The organism is Dyadobacter luteus, from assembly GCF_003383615.1.
Taxonomy (GTDB): Bacteria; Bacteroidota; Bacteroidia; order Cytophagales; family Spirosomataceae; genus Dyadobacter; species Dyadobacter luteus.
The window spans coordinates 32,298-53,670 of record NZ_QNUL01000020.1; the positions used below are offsets into that span (position 1 = coordinate 32,298).

Genomic DNA, 21,373 nt, shown 5'->3' on the forward strand with positions numbered 1-21,373 from the left:
GAATCAAAAATTACTTGTATCCGTATTTTGTAAATATTGCCTTTGCTTTGGCAGAATACAGAAATTTATAGAACTGTTCACTCGTCTCCTTTTTTGGAGAGTTATCGCTGTGACGAAGCAAAATTGCGGCCTGTTCAATCGGCTGGTATAAAGAAGAATCTACTTCGATCCAGTTACCTTTTCCTTTCATTTCGGGAGCAAGTACAATGGATAATGCGTTGAAGCCAATTTCAGCTGTGCCTGAGGAAATATATTGAGCAGTTTGAGAGATACTTTCACCATATACCAGCTTGGTTTTGATTTGCTCAAAATCAGGACGTTTTTTCAGAAATGCCAAAGCCGCTGCGCCGTAGGGGGCAACATCGGGGTTGGGGATTGCGATTTTTTTTACATTCTCATCAGTCAGAATATCAGCTGATAACTTCTCCACGGGTAATTCTTTCGACCACATCACCAACGTACCCAAGGCATAAACGCGCGGCTTTTCCTCGGCCCCGCCTTTATTGAAAATCTCATCAGGGTATTTGGTATCAGCCGAAACAAATACATCGAATGGTGCGCCCTCCCGGATTTGCGTAGTGAGCTTCCCTGATGAGCTGACCACAATTTCTATCGGTTTACCTGTTTCTTTCTCAAATTCCTTTTTGATTTCCTGCATCACGTACTGGACATTAGCGGCAGTCGCGACGATGATTTTGTGGGATGGTTTGGAACATCCGGCTGAAAGTAATAACAGAAAGAGTATATATCGGTAAAAGTTCATAATGCTAAATTAACAGATTAACCTCAATACACGTCTTTTAAAGCAAAAGTTGATCTTCCCTATATTACTCTCTTGGCTTTATACTTTCAGAAGCAATAGATTGCATATCCTGACACTATGTGTGTAAGGGTAAAAATCGTAAATTGCGCCCCGTTTGGCGACATGCGCAATGGTAGCGTTCCATGTTATAGCCAGACAGAATTATTTACTGATCATAATGATTATAGAAACTGCACAGCGCACCCGTCAGACTTCAGAATACTACTTTTCTGTGAAGCTGGCCGAGGTACGTAAACTGATTGCGGAAGGACACGATGTGATTAATCTCGGGATTGGAAATCCTGATATGATGCCTTCCAGTGAAACTATCGAGGCTTTATCCGAAGCGGCCCACAAATCGTTGGCGCATGGTTATCAGCCTTATACAGGTACTGTTAGTTATCGCACCGCAATCGCAGATTTTTATAAAAGAACTTATCAGGTCGATCTGAATCCTACATCTGAAATTTTGCCTTTGATTGGCTCCAAAGAGGGGATTACACATATTTCTTTGACTTTTCTTGATCCGGGCGACGAAGTGCTTGTGCCGGAACTTGGTTATCCCGCCTACCGTGCTGTGAGTAAAATGGTGGGAGCAGAAGTGATTGAATATCCACTCAGAGAGGATTTTGGTTGGCAGCCCGACTGGGAAGTAATGGCTCAGCTGGTTACACCGAAGACAAAAATCATGTGGATGAACTATCCGCACATGCCTACAGGTGCTCCTGCAACAATTGAATTGTTCGAAAAGGCAGTTGCTTTTGCCAAAGAACATAAGATTCTCTTGTGCCATGACAATCCTTATAGCCTGGTGCTGAATAAAAAAGCTCCTATAAGCTTATTGTCGGTGCAAGGAGCGAAGGAAGTTGCGATCGAGCTCAATTCTATGAGTAAGTCGCACAATATGGCGGGTTGGCGCATGGGCTGGCTTGCTGGTGCGAAACCTTATATCGATGCGGTGTTGACGATCAAGAGTAATGTCGACTCCGGAATGTTCTGGGCTATGCAGGAAGCAGCGGCGGCGGCTCTTGGTAACAGCGATGAATGGCATAGGGAGCGTAACGCTGTATACCAGGGACGATTGGAAGCGTCCGAAGCTTTTTTGCGTACTGTGGGCTGTACCTGGGATCCTGCTCAGGAAGGAATGTTCCTTTGGGGGAAATTACCCGATTCGGTGGAGTCTGCGGAAAAGCTGGTGAATAGTTTGCTGATAGAAAAGCACGTGTTCATAGCTCCTGGTTTCATATTCGGACCTAAGGGACAACGCTATATCAGATTGTCGCTTTGTATGCCTAAGGAGAGGATTTGGGAAGCTGTGGAGAGGATTAGGCAGTAGGGCAGAGGGTTTTGGGAGTTGTTGAAATATAATATTGAATTGGGGCTTTGTGAAGCCTCTCAATCGGGATAGGAAATGGTTATTAGTATAATAGGTGTGGGGTTGCTTGGTGGTTCCTTTGCTTTGGGACTACGGGAAAAATACCCGCATGTAAAGTTTATAGGGGTTGATGCTTCGGTAGTCAACCAAAAAATTGCGCTTGCAAAAGGGATTGTGGATGAGATTGCTACCCTGGATGAGGCGCTGAGTATATCAGAGTTGAATGTGCTGGCTACGCCTGTGGATGTGATCAATACCTTACTTCCTGATATGCTGGACAAACTTCCGGAGGGGGCAACCATTATGGATCTTGGTTCGACCAAAGAACTGATCTGCTCACTGGCCGACAATCATCCGAAACGTAACCAGTTCGTGGCGGTACACCCAATGGCCGGAACGGAAAACTCGGGACCGGGTGCAGCGTTTAAGGAGCTTTTGGAAAACAAAAACGTCATCATTTGCGGAAAAGAAAAAAGTCACCCCGATTCGCTTGGTTTGGTAGAGGCATTTCTGCGTGATGTAGGTATGAAAATCCATTACATGACGCCGGTCGAACATGATCTGCATCTGGCTTATGTATCTCATTTAAGTCATATCAGTTCCTTTGCTTTGGGCCTGACTGTTCTGGACAAGGAACGCGACGAAAGAGCGATTTTTGATATGGCAAGCACTGGTTTTTCATCAACTGTAAGGCTTGCTAAAAGTTCTCCCCAAATGTGGGCGCCTATTTTTGATCAGAATAAGCAGAATGTATCCAAAGCACTTGAGGATTATATTGAACTGCTGAAAAAGTTCAAGAATGCGATCGATGACCGGGATACTGATACAAGTTTGTCATTTATGAACAGAGCCAATGATATTGGCCGGATTCTTGCCGGAATTGAGAAAAAATAGATAGAAAGTTGACTTATATGGTTAACTTTCTACTCTAGAAAAAATAAGATGTTATGGAACTGCCGTTGAAAATAAATTCCATTGCGACCTTTACTGAGGATATGTTCTTTGATCTCTGTCAGGCGAACTCGCAATTATTATTGGAAAGGGATAAGGAAGGTAATATCATAGTTATGGCCCCAACAGGATCAGATACAGGATTCTATAATTCAGACATTAATGGCCAGATCTGGCTTTGGAATCGCCATTCCAAAGCTGGTTATGTTTTTGATTCTTCTGCCGGATTCACTTTACCAGATGGATCTGTAAGATCTCCCGATGTTTCCTGGATAGCAAGAGAGCGTTGGGAAGCTATTTCGGAAACAGATCGTTTTAAGTTTGCGCCCATATGCCCGGATCTTGTGGTAGAGGTAGTTTCTGTAAATGATAATCTGTCGGATTTAAAGAGAAAAATGGAGGAGTATCTTTCCAATGGCTGCAAGCTTGGTTGGCTGATAGATCGCTACAATAAGACGGCATATATCTATCACGGCAATGGATCTACGGAAACGAAAGTAGGCAAGGATACAAAATTAAGTGGAGAGGATTTGTTAGTGGGCTTGATGGTGGATCTTCACTTTTGATATTATTGACAAAGTAAAAAAACTGGCTGCCGGTAGAAATTATATAGTTCTACCGGCAGCCAGTTTTTTTCTATTAGTAGCTTTCAAGAATAAGCTCCTTTTTTCTGAATAAAGCCTATTCTAATCTTAGTGGAACCTGCGGTTATCCATAAATTTCCATCTTGCAACATGACTTTGATAAGACTATGAAGGGATTTAAATTTTTGCCGTTGCTATTGCTCATTTTTTTGCTGAGTTGTGAGAATAAAGAGAGCAAGCGGATAAGCTTACCTTTTGAATATCGAGAGGGTTATGGTCCGTTCATTCCTGGATGGTCAATTCTAAATGGAGAGCGGAAAGGAAATCCGGAGGAGGATGAATGGCTACGTATCAAACTGCTCGTCAAAAATATTCCAAAAGGGTGGTCTCATGTAAAAAGGGAACAAGTGTGGCTTGATGGCCGTCAGCTAGTATATCAGAATTACAAACAAGGGAAATTAAGTAAAGCATTTTATGAAGGGTTACAGAAATCATGGAACTGGGTTCCCGATGAAAAGAATTTGTCTGCATCGCCGATAAAAAGTTCGGTTTACGTGATTTGGGGTGTAGATCGGGACGGGAATTGGGTTGGGATGGTTGACACGAATAATAATCTTGATTTTGGAGATGAAAAGCCATTTTACCCGGAAGTGATAGTGGATAATAGTGTGGATAGTTTTAAAAAATACACCGAACCTTTGATGGTAAGCTATGAGAAGATGCGTAATGGAAAGGTTGTAACGGTTCAGGTACCAATGCTGATCAGGCAACTTCGTGGAGAAATTTCCCCAGATTCGCGTCAAGTAAGCTCACTATCAATGGAAAGGAGTTTGAGATTCTTATTTCTTCAGGCTTTAACAATGCAAATTTTGAAAGGACTAAAATCGTTATCGCTCCTACGAAAATAGAGGAGGTGAATCTGGATAACAGTGATTTGACCGAAGTGAATCAGATAATAACCCTGGGGAATATGTTAGGTGGTAAAAAATATAAAAACCTGGGAGTCGACTGGTATAACGAGGTTCTGACATTGGAGGGGTTTGATCCTGATGATACAAAAAATGAATATCTTATTCAGGTAGGAAATATGTTGGAGCCGTTTGAGGCGAAGGAGTTTTTATCACAAAACAATATTACGTCAGATTCATTGAAAGGGAAATATGTGTTCATCGATTTTTGGGGAACAGGGTGCCGGGGGTGTGTGGCTACTATGCCTAAGCTCAACGAAATCTATAAAAAGATTGATAAAATGCAGGTTGCATTTATTGGAATAGCAATCGACGGACCGGTTGCACTAAAAAAAGGAATTGGTAAATACCAGATTCAATTCCCGCAAATACGATCCGATTCTGTAAATAAATTGTTTGAGAAATATAAAGTTACTGGCATCCCTACCAGCATTTTGCTCGATAGGGAAGGGAGGATTTTGGATATGAACCTAAGTCCGGAAGAGTTGGAGGACAAGTTGAAGGAACTATTAGTCCATTAAATTTCCTGATATAAGAATAAGATAGGTCAAAAAAGTAACCGACAGGGAATTAACTGCTGTCGGCTACTTTTTTGTCTTTTTTAAACTAAATTACAAACTTGCCATAATCCCCAACTCCCTCTTCTCCTTCCATCTGCCTCTTGTAAAATCAGGAAATTTCACGGAGATGCTTCCCTTATTCACTGACGTTTCTGAGAGTGGTATTACCGAGCTCCACGTTGCGGCATCATATACATCCATATCCATCGGACGACCCTGGTTAAGTGCGTCGATTATTCTGTAAATGAGAACAAAGTCCATTCCGCCATGTCCGCCGTTTACTTCAATTTCCTTTTTAAGTTTATCCCAGATCGGATGTTTGTACTTGCTCTTGTATTCGTCGTAGTCACCCTGTTTCAGGAATTCATGACCTTTGTCGATAATGGATAATCTGCTTGGGTAGCCTTCGTGGTACGCATGTGTCCCGGCCAGTGCGTTGATACGATCATAAGGTCGGGGCGATACCACATCGTGTTTCAATGTAATCATCCGCCCTTTATTCGTTTTGATCATCGACGTGTTCATATCACCATGACGGATCGTTCCTTTGAAACCTGAATACGGGTGACCTGAGGGAAGTTTTTTGATACTTTCCGATAAAGAAGCTTCCATACTGCTCATTGAAACAATATGTTCGAATCTGTCACCACGGAGAATTTCAAGATATTGAGCTACTGGTCCCAGTCCATGCATCGGATATAAGTTGCCATCGTGAGCAATATTCTCTTTCAATCTCCAGAAATCGTAATAGCCTTTCTCACTTAGCATCAGCTCAGTAAGGTTATGGATGTAGGCTGCTTCGGCGTAGGTCAATGTTCCGAAAACTTCCTGCTGAACCATGTTCAGTACCCACAGCTCCTCATCTCCGTAACAGACATTTTCCATCATCATGCAGTTGCGCTGGGTTTCTTCGGCAGTGTTGACCAATTGCCAGCATTCGTCCAGTGTCAACGCGGCCGGAACCTCAATCACTACATGTTTGCCTTGTTGCATGGCATAAACCGCCATTGGAACGTGGTCGCGCCAGGGTGTTGCTATCACCACCAGATCAATATCATCCCGTTTGCACATTTCTTTCCATGCATCCGGTTTGCCGGAATAAGTAATCGCATCCTGACCTTTGGCTTTCAGTTTTGCAGCCGCTTTTTCAACACGCTCCGGCTGGATGTCGCAGAGAGCGGTTACTTTCGCTTTATCAGGAAACAAGGCGGCAAACTGGCTCACGTGTCCGCTTCCACGTGCCCCGATTCCGATCAGTGCTACTTTCACTTGCTTAATAGGAGCTACTGCCAGATCAATCACAGATTTCCCTTTTGCAACAGGAATAATTAACTCATGTTCTAAAGGCTCAGTAATTTGAGTCTGATTGGTAAGTCCATAAAGGCCCACACTTCCAAGCAGACCTTTTTTTAGAAAACTTCTGCGTTCTTGATCAGATTTCATGGTTTTGAAAGGCTAAAAGTTTAGGAAATGCCTGCCGTTACTGAAGTGCAACAGCAGGATATTTATCAGGATTTAGGAATAGTATTCTTATGCTGATTCCAGGACGTTACTGGTTGTGCCCTCGTCCACATGGATAATATATGCTGCTCCACCGGCTCTTTCTATAGCTTCGGCAACTTGTTCGGGATTTTCGGGTGCATAGGCAAACATACAGCCGCCGCCACCAGAGCCGTTAATTTTCGCACCCAATGCACCTGCGGTAAGAGCGGCGTCGATCATACCATTGATTTTCGGGGTAGAGACTTTCTTGGCATCCCGCAAACTGCGTTGATGAATGTTAAGCAACTCTCCGAATCTCTGATGATTGAGCGTGTCGTTGCGTAGCATTTCAAGCGCTTCTATCAAGACATCTCTGTCTGAAAGGTTGCCTTCTAACAACGTATATTCTGCATCTGTAAGCAGGTTTTTATAGTCGGGAGTCAATGCTGCCGGGAATGTATGTAGAGAAAATGCCGGATCTCTTTTTCTTATTTTTTCCAGTGCATCCAGCATGCCATATTTTACATGTTTCAAAATGCCAAGTGTATCCTTTGCCTGGCGGGAATCTCCCAGTACAAAACTGCCCAGCGAGGGTTGGAAATTTTCGAGTTTCACAATTGGCTTAGACTGCAGATAAATCACTCCTCCAACCGAAGTGGAATAGTGATCCATCATGCCACCAGGCTCGCCAAATTCGAGCACTTCAGCCTTGTGAGCCAGCTCACCGATTTCTGTCCGTGTTCGCGGAGAAGGATTGTCGGCCATGCGAGTCAGCCAGTTGATCCATGCAACCAGTAATGCCGATGAGCTGGATGTGCCCGAATTGATCGGAATGTTTCCATGTACAGTTACCTCAAATCCTTTTGAAAACTGATAGCCTTGGCGGGTTAGGACATTGATTGCACTTTTGAAATAATCACGGGGGCTTGTGTAAGGTATTTCAGATTGTAGTTCAAAAATTTCCTTTTGATTGATATCCGGTAAATGGATCACCACCTGCGCATCGCTTCTGAAACCGCCATTGATGGCAATCCGACGCGATATAGCTGCTGCAATAACAGGTAAGCCCAGATAATCCTGATGTTCTCCAAACAGACAAATCCGACCGGATGCGGAGGTTGTCAATGAAGAATTAGCCGAAGAATACGAATGCACGGGACTACTTATAATTGATTTGTCAGAGCTCATAAGCAAATGTAGATTTCTGTAGAAAGTAAATAAAGTTGTCTTCACCGGAAAGTGAAAGAAAATAGTTGCGCAACCGATTGAACTCGCTGCCCAATCGTTTGCACAAATTTGCGCAAACGATTGTAAGTACGCCTCCGACGTCTAATTTTAACCCAGATTTTTACAGACATCCATACCAAAGATGATCACCGCAATTTACCTGACGATTAGTTTAGGCTCGATCACAATCTCTCTTGGAACATAGGTTTCGGGCTGCTCAATTGCTTCCAGCAGGAGGCGGGCAGCCTGGCTACCCAGCTCGCCGGGAAACTGCTCCACAGTAGCGATAGGAGGATTGTCCAGATAGGAGCAGAACGACAAATTGGAGAATGTTACAAAGCTGATATCCTGGTTAATTTTCAGTCCCCGTTGTTTACATACCTCCATGGCATCCAAGGCAATGTAGTCGTGAAAAGCAAGAATTACCTCAGGAGGTGTTGCCAGATTCAGCAGCTCGTTAATTTTAAGAATCGTATCCTCTTTGGTTAAATTGAGGTTTTTAATATACTGTTGGTTGATAGCGAGACTGTGGTACCTCAATGCATCAATGTAACCTTTTTCTCTCTCAGTTGTGGCTTGTAAAGAATTGGGGCCATTCAACAGTGCTATATTTTGATGGCCTTTCGTTATCAGAAACTGCACCATGTCGAACGCAGCCTTTGTAATATCACCATATACGGCACCGTACTTAGGGTGTTTCAGTACCCTGTCAAAAAAGACGATTGGGACCTTGTGTGTCGCGTCGTTGAAATGACTTTTGTTATAAGTTTCTGAAGCCATGGATACCAGTATACCATCTACACCGTGCCGGATAAGAGAACTGATTGCCGCTAATTCCCTTTCATAGTCGTTTCGGGATTGCATTACTACCATGTTGTAACCCTTTCCAGCAAGGGTTTCTTCAATACCGGAAAGAGCGATAGAGAAGTATTGTTCGGTAAGGTACGGAAGCACCACGCCAATGTTGTAAGACTTTTTATTCTTAAAATTGATCGCTCTGCTATTGGGCTCGTAATGTAGCTCTCGTGCCAGCTTTTGTACTTTTTCGGTCGTCTGAGCACCAATTCTGGGATGATTCTGTAACGCACGGGAAACCGTTGATACGGATACGCCAAGTTCTTTGGCTATTTTTTTCATCGTCAGACTGGCGTGCATATCTTGAATTATTTTTTCAGACACTGTTCTCAAATATACAAAATGAGAATGACGAGAGGATATTTGAATTGAATCTTATACCTCTGAAAAGCAAAAGAGCAGATACTGCTGTACCTGCTCTAATACTGTGATGTGGTTTGTGACCTAAGCGTTAGTCTTACGTTTTGCCTCTACAAAACATGCTCCTGCGATCAATGCCACCAAAAGGATTGAACTAACGAGATCTATTTTTTTACCTGTAGCAACGGAAACAGGTTCAAATTTGAAAACGATCGTATGTTTTCCTGCTGGCACGCGTAGTGCACGAAGTACGTAATTGGCGCGGAGCAAGTCAGCTGGTTTACCATCAATCGTAACCTGCCATTCGTCTCTTACATTGTAGTAAATTTCTGAGAATACCGCCAGACCTTCATGCGCAGCATTACTCTCGTATGTCAGTTCGTTTGGTTTGTAAGTAATCAGGCTGATTTTATCCGTTGAATCTTTCTGTAGCGTCAGTCCTTTGAGCTTGTCTCCGAATTTTTGATCCAAGACAGCTTCTTCTTTTGTTTTCAAAGAATCCAGCGCAGCCATTTCTGCATCAGCATTAGCCACAACTTTGTAACTGCTTACAAACCATGCATTGCCGTTTGCATCAGGATTTGGCTGCGCCACTTTGTTGCCTTGCTGATCGGCGGTGATAATGTATTTGGTATTCAGCATGTTCAAAATACCAGGATTTGCATTTGGCTTCGAAATTTGTCTTTCGAATAATTCCTGATATCTGCGAAGTTTAGCTCCATGGTACCCACCTATTGACTTATGGAAATAACTGGCATCGGCGCTATTGAACGGCCCTTGCTGCGACGACACATCCAAAACCTTATAGTTAGGATCCGGATCTTTCATGATTTGCTCGTCCGCAGCGCTTGGAGCTGCTTTTGCTTCTGCAGTATAGCTGCTTACAAAGTCGTCGTTGTTGAGGTAACGCTTATCAATCCCGAACATATCAATGATCATCAGGACGATCAAAGCAGGGAAAAGGATCAAAGGTTTCACTTTATCTTTCATCCACAGCCACACCAGGCCTGCTGTTAACAAGATGAAAATAAGACTCCTGAATGCATCACTTCTCATTAAGCCCGCGCGATCCTGAACAATTGAATTTACGATTTGCTGCGCAAAGCTTTTATCCTGTGTCATCTGAGCGAAACTCTCAACTACCTGCGCATCTTTTGTAGACTGAAAGTTGAAGAAAAGCGTTGGCATCAATGACAATATAAGCATCAGTCCCCCCGTGATACCCACTGATATCAGGAAAGGTTTTTGTAATTCCTTCCACGAAATGGTTTTTCTGACAATAGCAGATAGCGTCAGAACTGCGAGAATGACCATTAGCAATTCAGCCAGTGAAACTACCATGGTAATCGCCCGGAATTTGTTGAACATCGGGAAATAGTCAAAGAACAGGTAATTGATTCCTGCCAGACTTTTACCCCATGCCCACACAATATAGAGCGCTGTTACGCCCAGAATCCAGTATTTCACCGGATGTTTGATGATAAAAATACCGAGTACAAACAGGAAAAATATGATGGATCCCAGGTAGTAGGGTCCTCCCATAATCGGCTGTTCTCCCCAGTAAAGTGGTAGCTGCTGCACGACATTCAATGCTGTTGCTCCATCTACACCACGTCCTACGAGCGTTTTATAGGTTTCCGAAGTATTGGTCAGAGGGCCGTATGAAGTTCCTCCGTACGCATTCGGAACTACAAGTGTCAGTATCTCGCCAATTCCATAACTGTATGTAAAGGCATATTCCTTATCCAAACCGTCTTGTTTCGGGGCGTTTTGAGTATCAAGCGGAGTCAACTCAGATTTCCCTCTGATGGTCTCTTTGGTGTAATCAGATGCATTCCAAAGTCTGGTTGTATGTGATCCGACTGCAATTAGTACGCCAAAACCCAATCCTGCAAGAACGAGTGTCAGCTCTTTAATTTTACCTGATTTGATCAATGCAAGACTTTCTATCACTACTAAAACGGCAACACCAACACCCAGATAATATGTGATCTGTACGTGGTTGGCATATAGTTCAAGAGAAAAGAAAAGGGCAGTAACTGCTGCGCCTGCCAACCAGTTTTTTCTGAAAGCGAGAAAGACCCCCGCAATTACGCCGGGAGCGTACATGACTGCGATGATTTGTGAGACGTGTCCGGCTTCGAGGTTAATAATATTAAAGGATGAAAAGGCAAAGGCGATAGCTCCCAGTGCAGAGACCCATCCACTGGCGCCCAGCACAAGAAAGAGTATATATGCGCTCACCAGACCTGTAAGCAGGTAATTGGCTGGGGCAGGTAAAATTTTGTTTACACCTTGTCCAAGTTTAGTCGGGAGACTTGTTACATAATCAGTTCCGATCATATAGGCAGGCATACCACCGAACATACTGTTTGTCCACTGCGACCATTCCCCTGTTTGCTCATGATAGGTTACGACCTCTCTTGATGCCGCTCTGGCCTGCTGATCGTCATGCATATTCAGTTTTTTGCCTTGGAGTACCGGTGACACATAAGCGAGTGACAGAATGATGAAACCAACTACCGCTACCAGATGGGGCCAGAGGCGCTGCCAGGAAAACAAATTTTTCATTTTAATAATATTAAGCTGAATCAGTCTTGATACGTGATGGAAATGGAAAGCCTATTATTTTACAAATATGACTTTTCACTCAGGAATAGTTGTTACAAGCGCTGTAATTGAACATTAAATTTTTATTAACTCACGCAAAGATAGAAGTAATGATATATGTTTAAGATGTTAAAAACGAATCTTATTTTGGTATTTTTTTAATAGAATTCATGTATAGACGGTATATTTTAAGAAAATACCAGATAAATTTGTGGAAATTGCGCCTTTAGAGTTAAAATACGTTTTGTAGCAATTGCAGAGAAATAACCTATAAATAAATGAAGAGAATTGGAGTTTTTACCTCAGGAGGAGATGCACCGGGCATGAACGCCTGCATCCGCGCCGTCGTGAGAGGAGCTGTATACCATGGCATCGAGGTTTATGGAATCAGGAGGGGTTACAATGGGATGATCAATGGTGAAATGTCTAAGATGGACTCACACTCTGTGAGTAATATTGTTCAAAGAGGTGGTACGATCCTGAAATCTGCGCGTAGCAAAGAATTCATGACACCCGAAGGAAGAAAGAAGGCATATGCCAATCTGATGGACCTGGGTATCGAAGGGCTGGTTGCTATCGGTGGAAATGGTACTTTCACAGGTGCTATGATTTTCGGTAACGAATACGGAATTCCTACTGTCGGAGCGCCGGGAACCATTGATAACGATTTGTACGGAACCGACTATACCATTGGTTTTGATACTGCCGTAAATACAGCTTTGGATGCGATCGACAGAATCCGTGATACGGCAAGTTCTCACGACCGTATATTTTTTATTGAAGTAATGGGTCGTGACTCAGGATACATTGCAGTACAGTCGGGTATTGCCGGAGGTGCGGAGCTTGTGATGGTACCGGAAGTATTGACGCCGATTTCTGAAGTAGTGGAAACATTAAAACAGGGTTGGAGCCGTTCAAAATCTTCTTCGATCATTATCGTAGCAGAAGGTGACGAAGAAGGAAGTGCACAGGAAGTAGCTGATAAGATCAAACGTCAGGTGAGCGAAGATGCAGATATCCGTGTAACGACCCTGGGTCACACACAACGTGGAGGTCCTCCATCTGCTTACGACCGTATATTGGCGAGCCGTTTGGGATTGGGTGCTTTGGAAGGACTTATGGCCGGACAAAAAAATGTAATGGCAGGGATTATTAACAACGATTTGGTATATACTCCTTTTGAAGATACCATCCGTTTACCCAAGCCAATCAATGAAGATCTGCTTAGAATGGTTAAAATTCTGAGTGTGTAGTAAGAGTCAGAGAAATAAGTTAGGTTCTTTTGAACCGTTTGCGAGCAATAGTCAGGGATAGTCATTGATGGATGATTCTCTCATTTATCAGATGATTATATCCTATGACTATTTCAGCTAGCAATAGCCCATCAGTTTATACATTACGAAGCCTACCCACTCGTGCCAGAGTGAATCAAAATCTGATAAAGCTTGGGTATCAGGAATAAAGAAATTTTCAAAGCTCCAGGCATACAGGCGTCCATTCATATTAGCAGGGTAAGCATCGGTTTTCATCCCTATTTTTTCAAAACATTTCATCGACCTGTGCATATGGGAAGATGTGGTGATCAATAGATAATTGCCATTAGGGAATCTTGAATTCAGTGCCAATTTGGCGTTGACTGCATTTTCTCTGGTGTTTCTGGCCTGTTCTTCGAAAAGAATGTCTTCGGATTTTACTCCCCACTTCACGAGCATGTAAGCAGCCTGCCTGGTTTCTCCCATGTTTTGAGCGATCTGCTGGGGCAAACTGGTTCCGGTGATGAATATTTTTTTGATCTTACCAGCCTTATACAGTAAAAATGCCTGTGTGAACCTGTCACTGGTTGGGCCCATACTAACGTGGTCGGTGCCGGGAGGCATGGGTTCCGTCATTCCGCCGGACAATACAATACCTACATCATAATTTTTGCTTACATCACTAATATTGGTAAAAGGCCATTCCCACCATCTGAAAGCTTTGCTTACGATCCAGGTGTTGGAAATAATGAAAAGCCATCCGAAAGACAGGAGGAGCATTAATTGTTTGCGTTTTTTATTCTTATACAAAATACCTGCGATGAACAGCACGAAAAAAATGCTGAAGGGCATGATCAGGAAAACGATGGCTTTGGATAGAAAATAAAACATTTGGATAAGAACGAAGTGTATGTTGTCGTTTTGAAGTTAATTTTGTCTGAAAGATACGAGCCTGTTTAGATTTATGATATAAAATTGTTTATAGGATATTTTTTTGGCGAAACAAGGCAAATTTTAGCAGAGATAGCCTGAGCTATCTCAAAAAATTTAACGCTGTTGCAGCCAAAAAATGTCGTAAACAAATTATCTGATGAATTTAAACAGGCTCGGAAGCGAGAAAGTTTATTTAAACAATTGTAACCAAACAGGATTTTTTCTGATGAAGTATTTTTCCCGGATATCGGTTTTGTCGTTGTGCCTTCTCCTAACCGTTTTTGCTCAGAGCTTCGGTCAGGGATATGAGATTGAAGCACGTATTAAAGGCATTAAGGATTCGTCTCTCATTTTAATGCATTACAGTAGGAGTAACACCCAATTTGTACCAAGAGATACTGCAAAGGCTGATTCTGAAGGCAAAGTAGTTTTCAATGGGAAAAAAGAATTGCCGGGCGGATTGTACATCATACTTTTTCCGGGTAATAAAAACTGGGTAGAACTGGTATATTCCGGAGAAGAGCGCAAAATAGTACTTAACACTGATACAACCGATGTGATTGGGAATATGAAAGTATCTGATTCTAAGGAGAATGAGTTGTTTTACACCTATCAACAGGAGTTGAAAAAACGTGCGAAGGAGATGGAAGAAGTGCGGAAAGCCGGAGGGGCAGATGCACAGCAGAAACTCATGGCTTCTCAGAATGATTTTAAAGCTTTCCGTGATAAGTTGCTGAAGGATAACACTAAATCATTTACCACGAAATTACTGAGAATGTCCTCAGATCCTGAAATTCCGGCTGCACCGAAACTTGCTAATGGGAAATCGGATTCAGTTTGGGTATTTAATTATTACAAAGCCCATTACTGGGATGATTATGATTTCGCTGATCCGCGTATCCTGAACACACCTTTTTTGGAGCCAAGGCTTGACCGATATTTTAAAAATCTTGTAGTACAGGTATCTGATTCACTCATCAAAGATGCTGATAAGCTTATAGCGAAGACGATACCCGGCAGTGATATCCGTTCGTTTGTGGTGTTCCATATCACCAATCAATATGAAAATCCAAAAACAGTAGGTACAGAAGCTGTCTGGGTACACATGGCAGAGAAATATTATCTGTCCGGACAAATGGGTACGTCTGAGGATGTGAAGAAACGTATTGCTGAAAAAGTGACAACACTGAAGCCGCTTTTGGTAAATAAAACTTTTCCTGCACTGACTTTAACAGATCAGACTGGTAAAAAGGTGAGTCCTCAGACCATGCCGGCAGAATATACAGTTTTGTTCTTCTACGCGCCTACTTGTGGTCATTGCAAAGAAGCCTCACCGAAAGTGAAGAGTTTTTACGAAAAAAATAAGGATAAGGGTATTAAAGTAATGGCGATTTCCATTGAACATGACGTGAAAGAATGGAAGTCGTTTATTGAAACTTATCATCTTGACGGGCTTGTAAACGCCTATGATCCGTTAAAGCAGATAGATTTTAACAGGAAATTCGATGTGGTAACTACACCGACTGTTTACATTCTTGACAAGAACAAAAAGATTATCGCGCGTAAAATGCCTGTAGAACAGCTGGAAGACTTTATGAACTACTACCAGAATAAAGTAGGGAAGAAAATCTGACAGGTGAATTCAAGAAAGTGAACGGCTCCGGGGATTTGTTATCGCCGGAGCCGTTTTAGCTTATAAGAAGGTGATACAAATCGGTGCCTTGATGGAAACGCTTTCCTGCTTAAATGCCATTTTCCCTGTTTTCTCGTCCACAGTATATACAGTAAGGTTATTTTTATCCTGATTTCCTACGATCATAAATTTCCCGGAAGGGTCAAAATTAAAATCTCTTGGAATAGAAATTCCTTTTGTTGCTTCGTCTACTTTTTCCAGCTCACCGTTAGATAAAATCCTGAATGCACTGATAGAATTATGACCGCGGTTGGATACGTAGACAAACCTTCCGTTAGGATGAATGTGCACTGCTGAACTTGTGTTGCCTGTGATACCTGCCGGCACAGTTTCATAAGCTGACAGTGCTTTAATGACACCTTTGTTATCCACGGTACAGGAGGTTACAGTGGCATCAAGTTCATTGAGCAGATAGAGAAATTTTCCCGAAGGAGTAATCGCGAAATGACGAGGACCTGCTCCGGGTTTTCCCTGATAAAATTCCTGTGCAGGATTTGCCGTGAGTTTTCCTGTAGCTGTATTGACCACATAATTCATGATTTTATCGCTGCCCAAATCAGTCACATATACGTATTTGCCATTAGGACTGCTTGTTACAAAATGCGCATGAGCTTTCTCCTGTCTTTTCTCATTAGGGCCTGAACCTGTGAATTGCTGGGTGAAAGAAGGTGCCTGAACAGTTCCATCCGTATTCACCGGGTAAGCAGAAAAACTTCCTCCTGTGTAATTGGCAAGGAAAGCCATTTTGCCTGATGGATGTACCGAAACATGGCAGGGATTGACGCCTTCAGAGGGCTGGTTGTTCAGCTCCTGAAGTTTTTGATTCGTCTGGATGGCGTAGGCGGTAATTTTATTGGCTCCTGATACTGCATACAGATTTTTCTTATTGGGCGATATGGCAAGGTATCCTGGACCATTGGCATTTATCGTGGAGTCAATGACCGTTATCTTGCCAGAACCAGGATCAAGATGGCAAAGCGTAATCACTGAGTTGTCACCTTTATTCCCTGTTCCAACATAAAAAGGAATCTGATTTTGTCCGAAAGTAACGGTTGATATAACCGTAAGCAGAACTATAAATGTAAATCTGAGCTTGTTCATATAGATATTTGTCTGATTTGTACTCTTTGGTTAAAGCATGGTGTACAGCGATTATAACCTAAAAATGATGATATATCTGGTTCGCGCCCTCCTTGCAGTTGTTAAAGCCAAATGATGTAAGGCTGAGCAAGAATTCTGTAAATGATAAAAACCATGCTTCAGGTACTTTTGCAGAAAGCTTTTTTGATATGGAAACTACAACGATTGCTCAAAAAATTACCCTGCCGGTTACCGGCATGTCCTGCGCTGCGTGTGCTGCGAGCGTTGAGTCTGTACTGAAACACACGCCGGGTATTGCAGATGCCGGGGTGAATTATGCTACGCAATCTGTTTCTGTAACTTACGATCCGGGAGTTGTTTCTCCAGATGATATGGACAAAGCGCTGCAGGGAGTAGGTTATGGATTAATTATCGAAGAAGATGAGTCGGATGCTGTTGCCGAGCAGGAAAGACTACAGCATGAGCATTATCAGAAAATAAAGAAAAGTACGATTTGGGCTGGGATTTTATCCTTGCCGGTTGTGGTGATCGGGATGTTTTTCATGGACAGGTTTACTGCCGGAAATTATATCATGATGGCGCTGACGGCTCCTATACTGGCATTTTTTGGTAAAAGCTTCTTCGTAAATGCCTGGAAACAAGCTAAACATGGAAAAGCAAACATGGACACCCTTGTTGCCCTGAGTACTGGTATTGCCTTCCTTTTCAGTGTTTTTAATACTTTTTATCCGGAGTTCTGGCATGTAAGAGGACTCCATCCGCATGTATATTTTGAGGCGGCAGCGGTGATTATCTTTTTTATTCTTCTGGGAAAATTGCTGGAAGAACGTGCTAAATCGAATACATCCGATGCACTGAAAAAACTGATTGGCTTACAACCCAATACGGTCAGAGTTTTTAGAAATGGGGAGGAGATCGAAATGGCGGTACGTGATGTGATGGTGGGGGATGAGATAATTATTCGTTCCGGAGAGAAAATTCCTGTGGATGGACAGGTGGTGAGCGGACAGTCCTACGTAGATGAAAGTCTGATGACGGGAGAGCCTCTGCCAGCAGAAAAGAAAGCGGGTGAAAAGGTATTTGCCGGTACAATTAATCAGAATGGCAGTTTTTCTTTCCGCGCCGAAAAAGTGGGCAAAAATACTGTTCTGGCCCAAATAATTAAAACGGTACAACAAGCTCAGGGAAGCAAAGCTCCGGTTCAGAAATTGGTAGATAAGATTGCCGGAATATTTGTTCCTGTCGTGATCGGTATTGCGGTTTTTACTTTCTTAGTTTGGATGATTTTCGGTGGAGAAAATGCGTTGACGCATGCGCTGCTGGCCTCCGTTTCTGTTCTTGTGATCGCTTGTCCATGCGCACTCGGTCTCGCTACACCTACAGCCATTATGGTGGGCGTAGGCAAGGGTGCTGAACATCATATGCTGATTAGAGACGCAGAGAGTCTTGAAAAGGCACATGCGGTGAATGCAGTAATTCTGGATAAAACAGGTACACTTACAGAAGGGCGTCCGCAAGTGACTGACTGGTTTTGGGTGCAACATATGGTGGATTCATCCTTACATGAAATCGCTGTTAAAGCAATAGAAAACAAATCCGAACATCCCCTGGCGCAAGCGGTTGCCGGCTATGGTGAAAAACAAAGATTTCCAAAAGTGAGGAAATTTGAATCTGTGACTGCAAACGGTGTACGTGGTGTGGTGGATGAAAAACAATATCAGATTGGTACTTTTCAGTTTTTGGAAAACGAAGGTGTTGCGATAGATGCTGAGCTAGGAAAAATAGCCTCTGGCTTGCGCGATGAAGCCAAAACTGTTGTGGGAGTAAGTTGCGAAGGTAAACATATTGCCGTGATCGGGATTGCCGATCAGCTTAAAAAAACATCGGCACAGGCGGTGGCTGAACTACAGAAGCAAGGTATTGCCGTGTATATGCTCACGGGAGATAATGCACAAACCGCAGCTGCTGTCGCTCAGGAAACGGGTATCGTAAATTACGAGGCAGAAGTGAAGCCGGACGATAAAATGCAGTTTGTGAGAAAGCTTCAGCAGCAAGGTAAAATAGTGGCTATGGTAGGAGATGGCATCAATGACTCTCAGGCACTGGCACAGGCAGATGTGAGCGTGGCCATGGGTAAAGGTTCTGATATTGCCATGGATGTGGCAAAAATGACGCTCATTACTTCCGATCTGATGTTATTGCCGAAGGCGCTCAAACTCTCCTCCCAAACAGTGCGTACCATTCGTCAGAACCTTTTCTGGGCGTTTATTTATAACATCATTGGTATACCTGTAGCCGCTGGGATTCTTTATCCGTTCAACGGATTTTTACTGGATCCTATGATCGCCGGAGCGGCAATGGCGCTAAGTTCGGTTTCTGTGGTAACGAATAGTCTGAGGTTAAAAGGAGCCAGGTTATAAGTTTTTTAAGGGGAAATGTGTGGTTATAGAGTCTTGGGAGAAGTGGGAGGTTATCAATGCTTCCTGCTTAATCCTAAATTCTATGCTGTATAGATCATTACTCTTCGTGTTTCTGCTTTTTCCTGTGGTTTCTCAATCTCAGTCCTTTGTAAAGAATATTGAACAGACGCTCCGAAAGAAAATACTGGATGATGCCAATTGGGCAATCAAACAAAAGCCACAAACGGTTACTTCTGCATCGAGTCCACGCAGTGCCGGAACCAAACATGATTTCTTTTCTGAAGGAGATTACTGGTGGCCCGACTCATTGAATCCGGACGGCCCGTATATCCAGCGCGACGGACTTACCAATCCCGATAACTTTGTAGCGCACCGGATATTGATGATCCGTTTCAGCCGGATTGTGGGAGCACTGGCATCGGCATATAGGTTAACAGGCGATACAAAATATGTTTCGAGTGCTTTTGAACATATCAATGCCTGGTTTATCAATCCGGAAACGAGAATGAATCCTTCGCTGCTTTTTGCACAGGCAATTAAGGGCAGAGCTACTGGAAGAGGAATCGGCATTATAGATACCATTCATCTGATGGAAGTCGCACAGGCGATACGCGTGATGGAGGGAAACAAAATAGCGAAAGCGTCGGATGTGACAGGTGCGAAGGAATGGTTTGCTTCGTATATCAATTGGCTCATGACTCACCAATACGGAAAAGATGAAATGGAAGCGAAGAACAACCACGGAACCTGCTGGGTGATGCAGGTGGCTTCGTTTGCTGCGCTGACAGGCAACAAGGAAGTAACAGATTTTTGCAAACAGCGTTACAAAACGGTATTGCTGCCTAATCAAATGTCTGCAGATGGCAGCTTTCCGTTGGAATTGAAAAGAACCAAACCTTACGGCTATTCACTGTTTAATCTGGATGCGATGGCGACGATTTGCCAGATATTGTCGGACAAAACTGATAACCTCTGGACATTTGAAACAGCAGATGGCAAAAGCATTAAGAAAGGAATTGAGTACCTGTATCCTTTCGTTGTGAACAAAAGTAGCTGGACTTTGAAACCAGATGTGATGTATTGGGAGAACTGGCCCGTTGCACAGCCATTCCTGGTATTCGGAGCGGTGAATCTTCAAAATAAAACCTGGCTTAAAACCTGGAAAGGGTTGGAGCATTCTCCGAAAGTGGAGGAAGTGATCAGGAATCTGCCCATTAGGAATCCGCTGATCTGGTTCTGAAATTTAGCAAGCCTTTAAGTTTTATAAAATATATGTGAAAAAATCAGGGCATCCGTGGCAAAATTTTTTAGGGTAAAACCAAAAACTTTGTAATGCCATTTTTGAATTGTGTAATGATTTTTGAACCTTCCGCACCGACCTTTGCTTATCAATATTCAATAGCAGTCAATTTACATGGAAACCTTACAATTTAAGACCAATATAAAATGCGGAGGCTGTATTGCTACCGTTACGCCGTTTCTGGATGGTGATCAGGAAATCGAAAAGTGGCAGGTAGATCTTGAAAGCGCCGACCGTATCCTGACCGTTGAAACCAGTCTGTCTCCGGATGAAATAACTGAGATTGTCAAAAAAGCCGGCTACAATGCCGAAGAAATTGATTGACATCCAGTACTTTTGTAAAGTGAAGTTTAAAATAATTCACATAAAAACTGCTGCTAATAGCCAACCGCTAAAAGCTCAAAGCTAACAATGAATAAGAAACTCCGTCAATCGCTCACTGTCTTTATGGCCTTGCTGGTGCTTTTAAGCAGCACCGGTTTCGGGTTCATTGAGCATGAGTGTATGATGCGGGGAAAATCATTGCAGCTGCTGACTGAAAAGAAAGTTGGTGACAGTACTAAAAAGGTTTCGTCCTGCTGTGCAAAAAGCAAAGCGCAAAAAGAAGCCAAAGGTACATTCTTTAAGAAAACAGACTGCTGCAAGGAAAGCCAGAAATTTGAAAAGGTAGATGTGCCTTCACAAACTTCTCAGATTCAGGCTAAGTTTATCAAAAGCCTCCTTGCAGGCATTACCTGGTCTGCGACCTCATTCGTATTTCAACAGGCAGAGTGGACGTTGCCTTCTAACGTCCATACAACTTATCTTCTTTCCTTTTCTTCGCGACTCCACGGGCGAAGTATGCTCTCTTTTATCCAGTCCTTCCTGATTTGATTCATTGGTTTTAAGTCGTTAATCGG

18 protein-coding genes are annotated in these 21,373 nt (G+C 43.0%); 11 read left to right on the forward strand and 7 right to left on the reverse strand.

What is annotated here, in order from left to right; genetic code table 11:
- Positions 1-10: 10 nt before the first annotated feature.
- Positions 11-763, reverse strand: a complete 753-nt coding sequence (gene modA, locus DSL64_RS20560; protein WP_115832818.1) for a molybdate ABC transporter substrate-binding protein — start codon at positions 761-763, stop codon at positions 11-13.
- A 217-nt stretch (positions 764-980) separates the two neighbouring features.
- On the opposite strand from modA, the gene DSL64_RS20565 reads away from it, so the two are divergent.
- The 5 genes from DSL64_RS20565 to DSL64_RS20585 all read left to right on the forward strand — a co-directional run bounded on the left by DSL64_RS20565 (position 981) and on the right by DSL64_RS20585 (position 5,201).
- Entirely contained in the window at positions 981-2,138 is a 1,158-nt protein-coding gene (locus DSL64_RS20565; protein ID WP_115832885.1) for a pyridoxal phosphate-dependent aminotransferase, read from the forward strand.
- A gap of 75 nt (positions 2,139-2,213) precedes the next feature.
- Positions 2,214-3,071: a prephenate dehydrogenase gene (locus DSL64_RS20570; protein WP_115832819.1), complete on the forward strand. Its 858-nt coding sequence runs from the start codon at positions 2,214-2,216 to the stop codon at positions 3,069-3,071.
- A gap of 53 nt (positions 3,072-3,124) precedes the next feature.
- The gene (locus DSL64_RS20575; RefSeq protein ID WP_115832820.1) at positions 3,125-3,694 is read left to right on the forward strand and encodes a Uma2 family endonuclease; all 570 of its coding nucleotides are present in this window, start codon (positions 3,125-3,127) and stop codon (positions 3,692-3,694) included.
- A 185-nt stretch (positions 3,695-3,879) separates the two neighbouring features.
- A complete protein-coding gene (locus tag DSL64_RS20580; RefSeq protein ID WP_115832821.1) occupies positions 3,880-4,620 on the forward strand; it encodes a hypothetical protein in 741 nt (246 codons plus the stop codon).
- A gap of 35 nt (positions 4,621-4,655) precedes the next feature.
- Positions 4,656-5,201, forward strand: coding sequence for a TlpA family protein disulfide reductase (locus DSL64_RS20585; RefSeq protein ID WP_147300392.1), 546 nt, complete (start codon positions 4,656-4,658; stop codon positions 5,199-5,201).
- 90 nt (positions 5,202-5,291) lie between these two features.
- Here DSL64_RS20585 and DSL64_RS20590 read toward each other — a convergent pair whose 3' ends face one another.
- The 4 genes from DSL64_RS20590 to DSL64_RS20605 form a co-directional block, all read right to left on the reverse strand.
- Positions 5,292-6,683 (reverse strand): Gfo/Idh/MocA family protein, encoded by a 1,392-nt coding sequence (locus tag DSL64_RS20590; protein ID WP_115832823.1) that lies wholly within the window; start codon positions 6,681-6,683, stop codon positions 5,292-5,294.
- Positions 6,684-6,770: 87 nt separating this feature from the next.
- Positions 6,771-7,910: a mevalonate kinase family protein gene (locus DSL64_RS20595; RefSeq protein WP_115832824.1), complete on the reverse strand. Its 1,140-nt coding sequence runs from the start codon at positions 7,908-7,910 to the stop codon at positions 6,771-6,773.
- A gap of 195 nt (positions 7,911-8,105) precedes the next feature.
- Entirely contained in the window at positions 8,106-9,086 is a 981-nt protein-coding gene (locus DSL64_RS20600; protein WP_158547955.1) for a LacI family DNA-binding transcriptional regulator, read from the reverse strand.
- Positions 9,087-9,248: 162 nt separating this feature from the next.
- Positions 9,249-11,735 (reverse strand): putative glycosyltransferase family protein, encoded by a 2,487-nt coding sequence (locus DSL64_RS20605; protein WP_115832826.1) that lies wholly within the window; start codon positions 11,733-11,735, stop codon positions 9,249-9,251.
- A gap of 317 nt (positions 11,736-12,052) precedes the next feature.
- Between DSL64_RS20605 and pfkA the strand changes: the two genes are divergently transcribed.
- Positions 12,053-13,027 (forward strand): 6-phosphofructokinase, encoded by a 975-nt coding sequence (gene pfkA / locus DSL64_RS20610; protein WP_115832827.1) that lies wholly within the window; start codon positions 12,053-12,055, stop codon positions 13,025-13,027.
- A gap of 117 nt (positions 13,028-13,144) precedes the next feature.
- Here the strand turns inward: pfkA and DSL64_RS20615 are convergent, their stop codons facing one another.
- Positions 13,145-13,918 carry a YdcF family protein gene (locus DSL64_RS20615; RefSeq protein WP_115832828.1) on the reverse strand — a complete coding sequence of 258 codons (774 nt, stop codon included), beginning with the start codon at positions 13,916-13,918 and terminating at the stop codon, positions 13,145-13,147.
- 268 nt (positions 13,919-14,186) lie between these two features.
- Here DSL64_RS20615 and DSL64_RS20620 point away from each other — a divergent pair, with 268 nt between their 5' ends.
- On the forward strand, positions 14,187-15,593 hold the full coding sequence (locus DSL64_RS20620; RefSeq protein WP_115832886.1) for a TlpA family protein disulfide reductase: 1,407 nt from the start codon (positions 14,187-14,189) through the stop codon (positions 15,591-15,593).
- 60 nt (positions 15,594-15,653) lie between these two features.
- Here the strand turns inward: DSL64_RS20620 and DSL64_RS20625 are convergent, their stop codons facing one another.
- Positions 15,654-16,754 (reverse strand): lactonase family protein, encoded by a 1,101-nt coding sequence (locus DSL64_RS20625; protein ID WP_115832829.1) that lies wholly within the window; start codon positions 16,752-16,754, stop codon positions 15,654-15,656.
- Positions 16,755-16,942: 188 nt separating this feature from the next.
- On the opposite strand from DSL64_RS20625, the gene DSL64_RS20630 reads away from it, so the two are divergent.
- From DSL64_RS20630 to DSL64_RS20645, 4 genes are all read left to right on the forward strand, one after another.
- The gene (locus DSL64_RS20630; RefSeq protein WP_115832887.1) at positions 16,943-19,174 is read left to right on the forward strand and encodes a heavy metal translocating P-type ATPase; all 2,232 of its coding nucleotides are present in this window, start codon (positions 16,943-16,945) and stop codon (positions 19,172-19,174) included.
- Between the two features lie 82 nt (positions 19,175-19,256).
- Positions 19,257-20,414, forward strand: a complete 1,158-nt coding sequence (locus DSL64_RS20635; RefSeq protein WP_115832830.1) for an alginate lyase family protein — start codon at positions 19,257-19,259, stop codon at positions 20,412-20,414.
- Positions 20,415-20,588: 174 nt separating this feature from the next.
- Positions 20,589-20,798: a heavy-metal-associated domain-containing protein gene (locus DSL64_RS20640; RefSeq protein ID WP_115832831.1), complete on the forward strand. Its 210-nt coding sequence runs from the start codon at positions 20,589-20,591 to the stop codon at positions 20,796-20,798.
- An 87-nt stretch (positions 20,799-20,885) separates the two neighbouring features.
- Positions 20,886-21,347, forward strand: coding sequence for an HYC_CC_PP family protein (locus DSL64_RS20645; RefSeq protein WP_115832832.1), 462 nt, complete (start codon positions 20,886-20,888; stop codon positions 21,345-21,347).
- Positions 21,348-21,373 lie beyond the last annotated feature (26 nt).

Excerpts from the sequence above, each read along its gene's own strand:
- DSL64_RS20615 (WP_115832828.1), bottom strand. The coding sequence starts at position 13,918 with ATGTTTTATTTTCTATCCAAAGCCATCGTTTTCCTGATCATGCCCTTC.
- DSL64_RS20605 (WP_115832826.1), bottom strand. The coding sequence starts at position 11,735 with ATGAAAAATTTGTTTTCCTGGCAGCGCCTCTGGCCCCATCTGGTAGCG.
- DSL64_RS20635 (WP_115832830.1), top strand. The coding sequence starts at position 19,257 with ATGCTGTATAGATCATTACTCTTCGTGTTTCTGCTTTTTCCTGTGGTT.
- DSL64_RS20630 (WP_115832887.1), top strand. The coding sequence starts at position 16,943 with ATGGAAACTACAACGATTGCTCAAAAAATTACCCTGCCGGTTACCGGC.
- DSL64_RS20575 (WP_115832820.1), top strand. The coding sequence starts at position 3,125 with ATGGAACTGCCGTTGAAAATAAATTCCATTGCGACCTTTACTGAGGAT.
- DSL64_RS20595 (WP_115832824.1), bottom strand. The coding sequence starts at position 7,910 with ATGAGCTCTGACAAATCAATTATAAGTAGTCCCGTGCATTCGTATTCT.
- modA (WP_115832818.1), bottom strand. The coding sequence starts at position 763 with ATGAACTTTTACCGATATATACTCTTTCTGTTATTACTTTCAGCCGGA.
- DSL64_RS20600 (WP_158547955.1), bottom strand. The coding sequence starts at position 9,086 with ATGAAAAAAATAGCCAAAGAACTTGGCGTATCCGTATCAACGGTTTCC.
- DSL64_RS20565 (WP_115832885.1), top strand. The coding sequence starts at position 981 with ATGATTATAGAAACTGCACAGCGCACCCGTCAGACTTCAGAATACTAC.
- DSL64_RS20570 (WP_115832819.1), top strand. The coding sequence starts at position 2,214 with ATGGTTATTAGTATAATAGGTGTGGGGTTGCTTGGTGGTTCCTTTGCT.
- pfkA (WP_115832827.1), top strand. The coding sequence starts at position 12,053 with ATGAAGAGAATTGGAGTTTTTACCTCAGGAGGAGATGCACCGGGCATG.
- DSL64_RS20645 (WP_115832832.1), top strand. The coding sequence starts at position 20,886 with ATGAATAAGAAACTCCGTCAATCGCTCACTGTCTTTATGGCCTTGCTG.
- DSL64_RS20640 (WP_115832831.1), top strand. The coding sequence starts at position 20,589 with ATGGAAACCTTACAATTTAAGACCAATATAAAATGCGGAGGCTGTATT.
- DSL64_RS20580 (WP_115832821.1), top strand. The coding sequence starts at position 3,880 with ATGAAGGGATTTAAATTTTTGCCGTTGCTATTGCTCATTTTTTTGCTG.
- DSL64_RS20590 (WP_115832823.1), bottom strand. The coding sequence starts at position 6,683 with ATGAAATCTGATCAAGAACGCAGAAGTTTTCTAAAAAAAGGTCTGCTT.
- DSL64_RS20625 (WP_115832829.1), bottom strand. The coding sequence starts at position 16,754 with ATGAACAAGCTCAGATTTACATTTATAGTTCTGCTTACGGTTATATCA.
- DSL64_RS20620 (WP_115832886.1), top strand. The coding sequence starts at position 14,187 with ATGAAGTATTTTTCCCGGATATCGGTTTTGTCGTTGTGCCTTCTCCTA.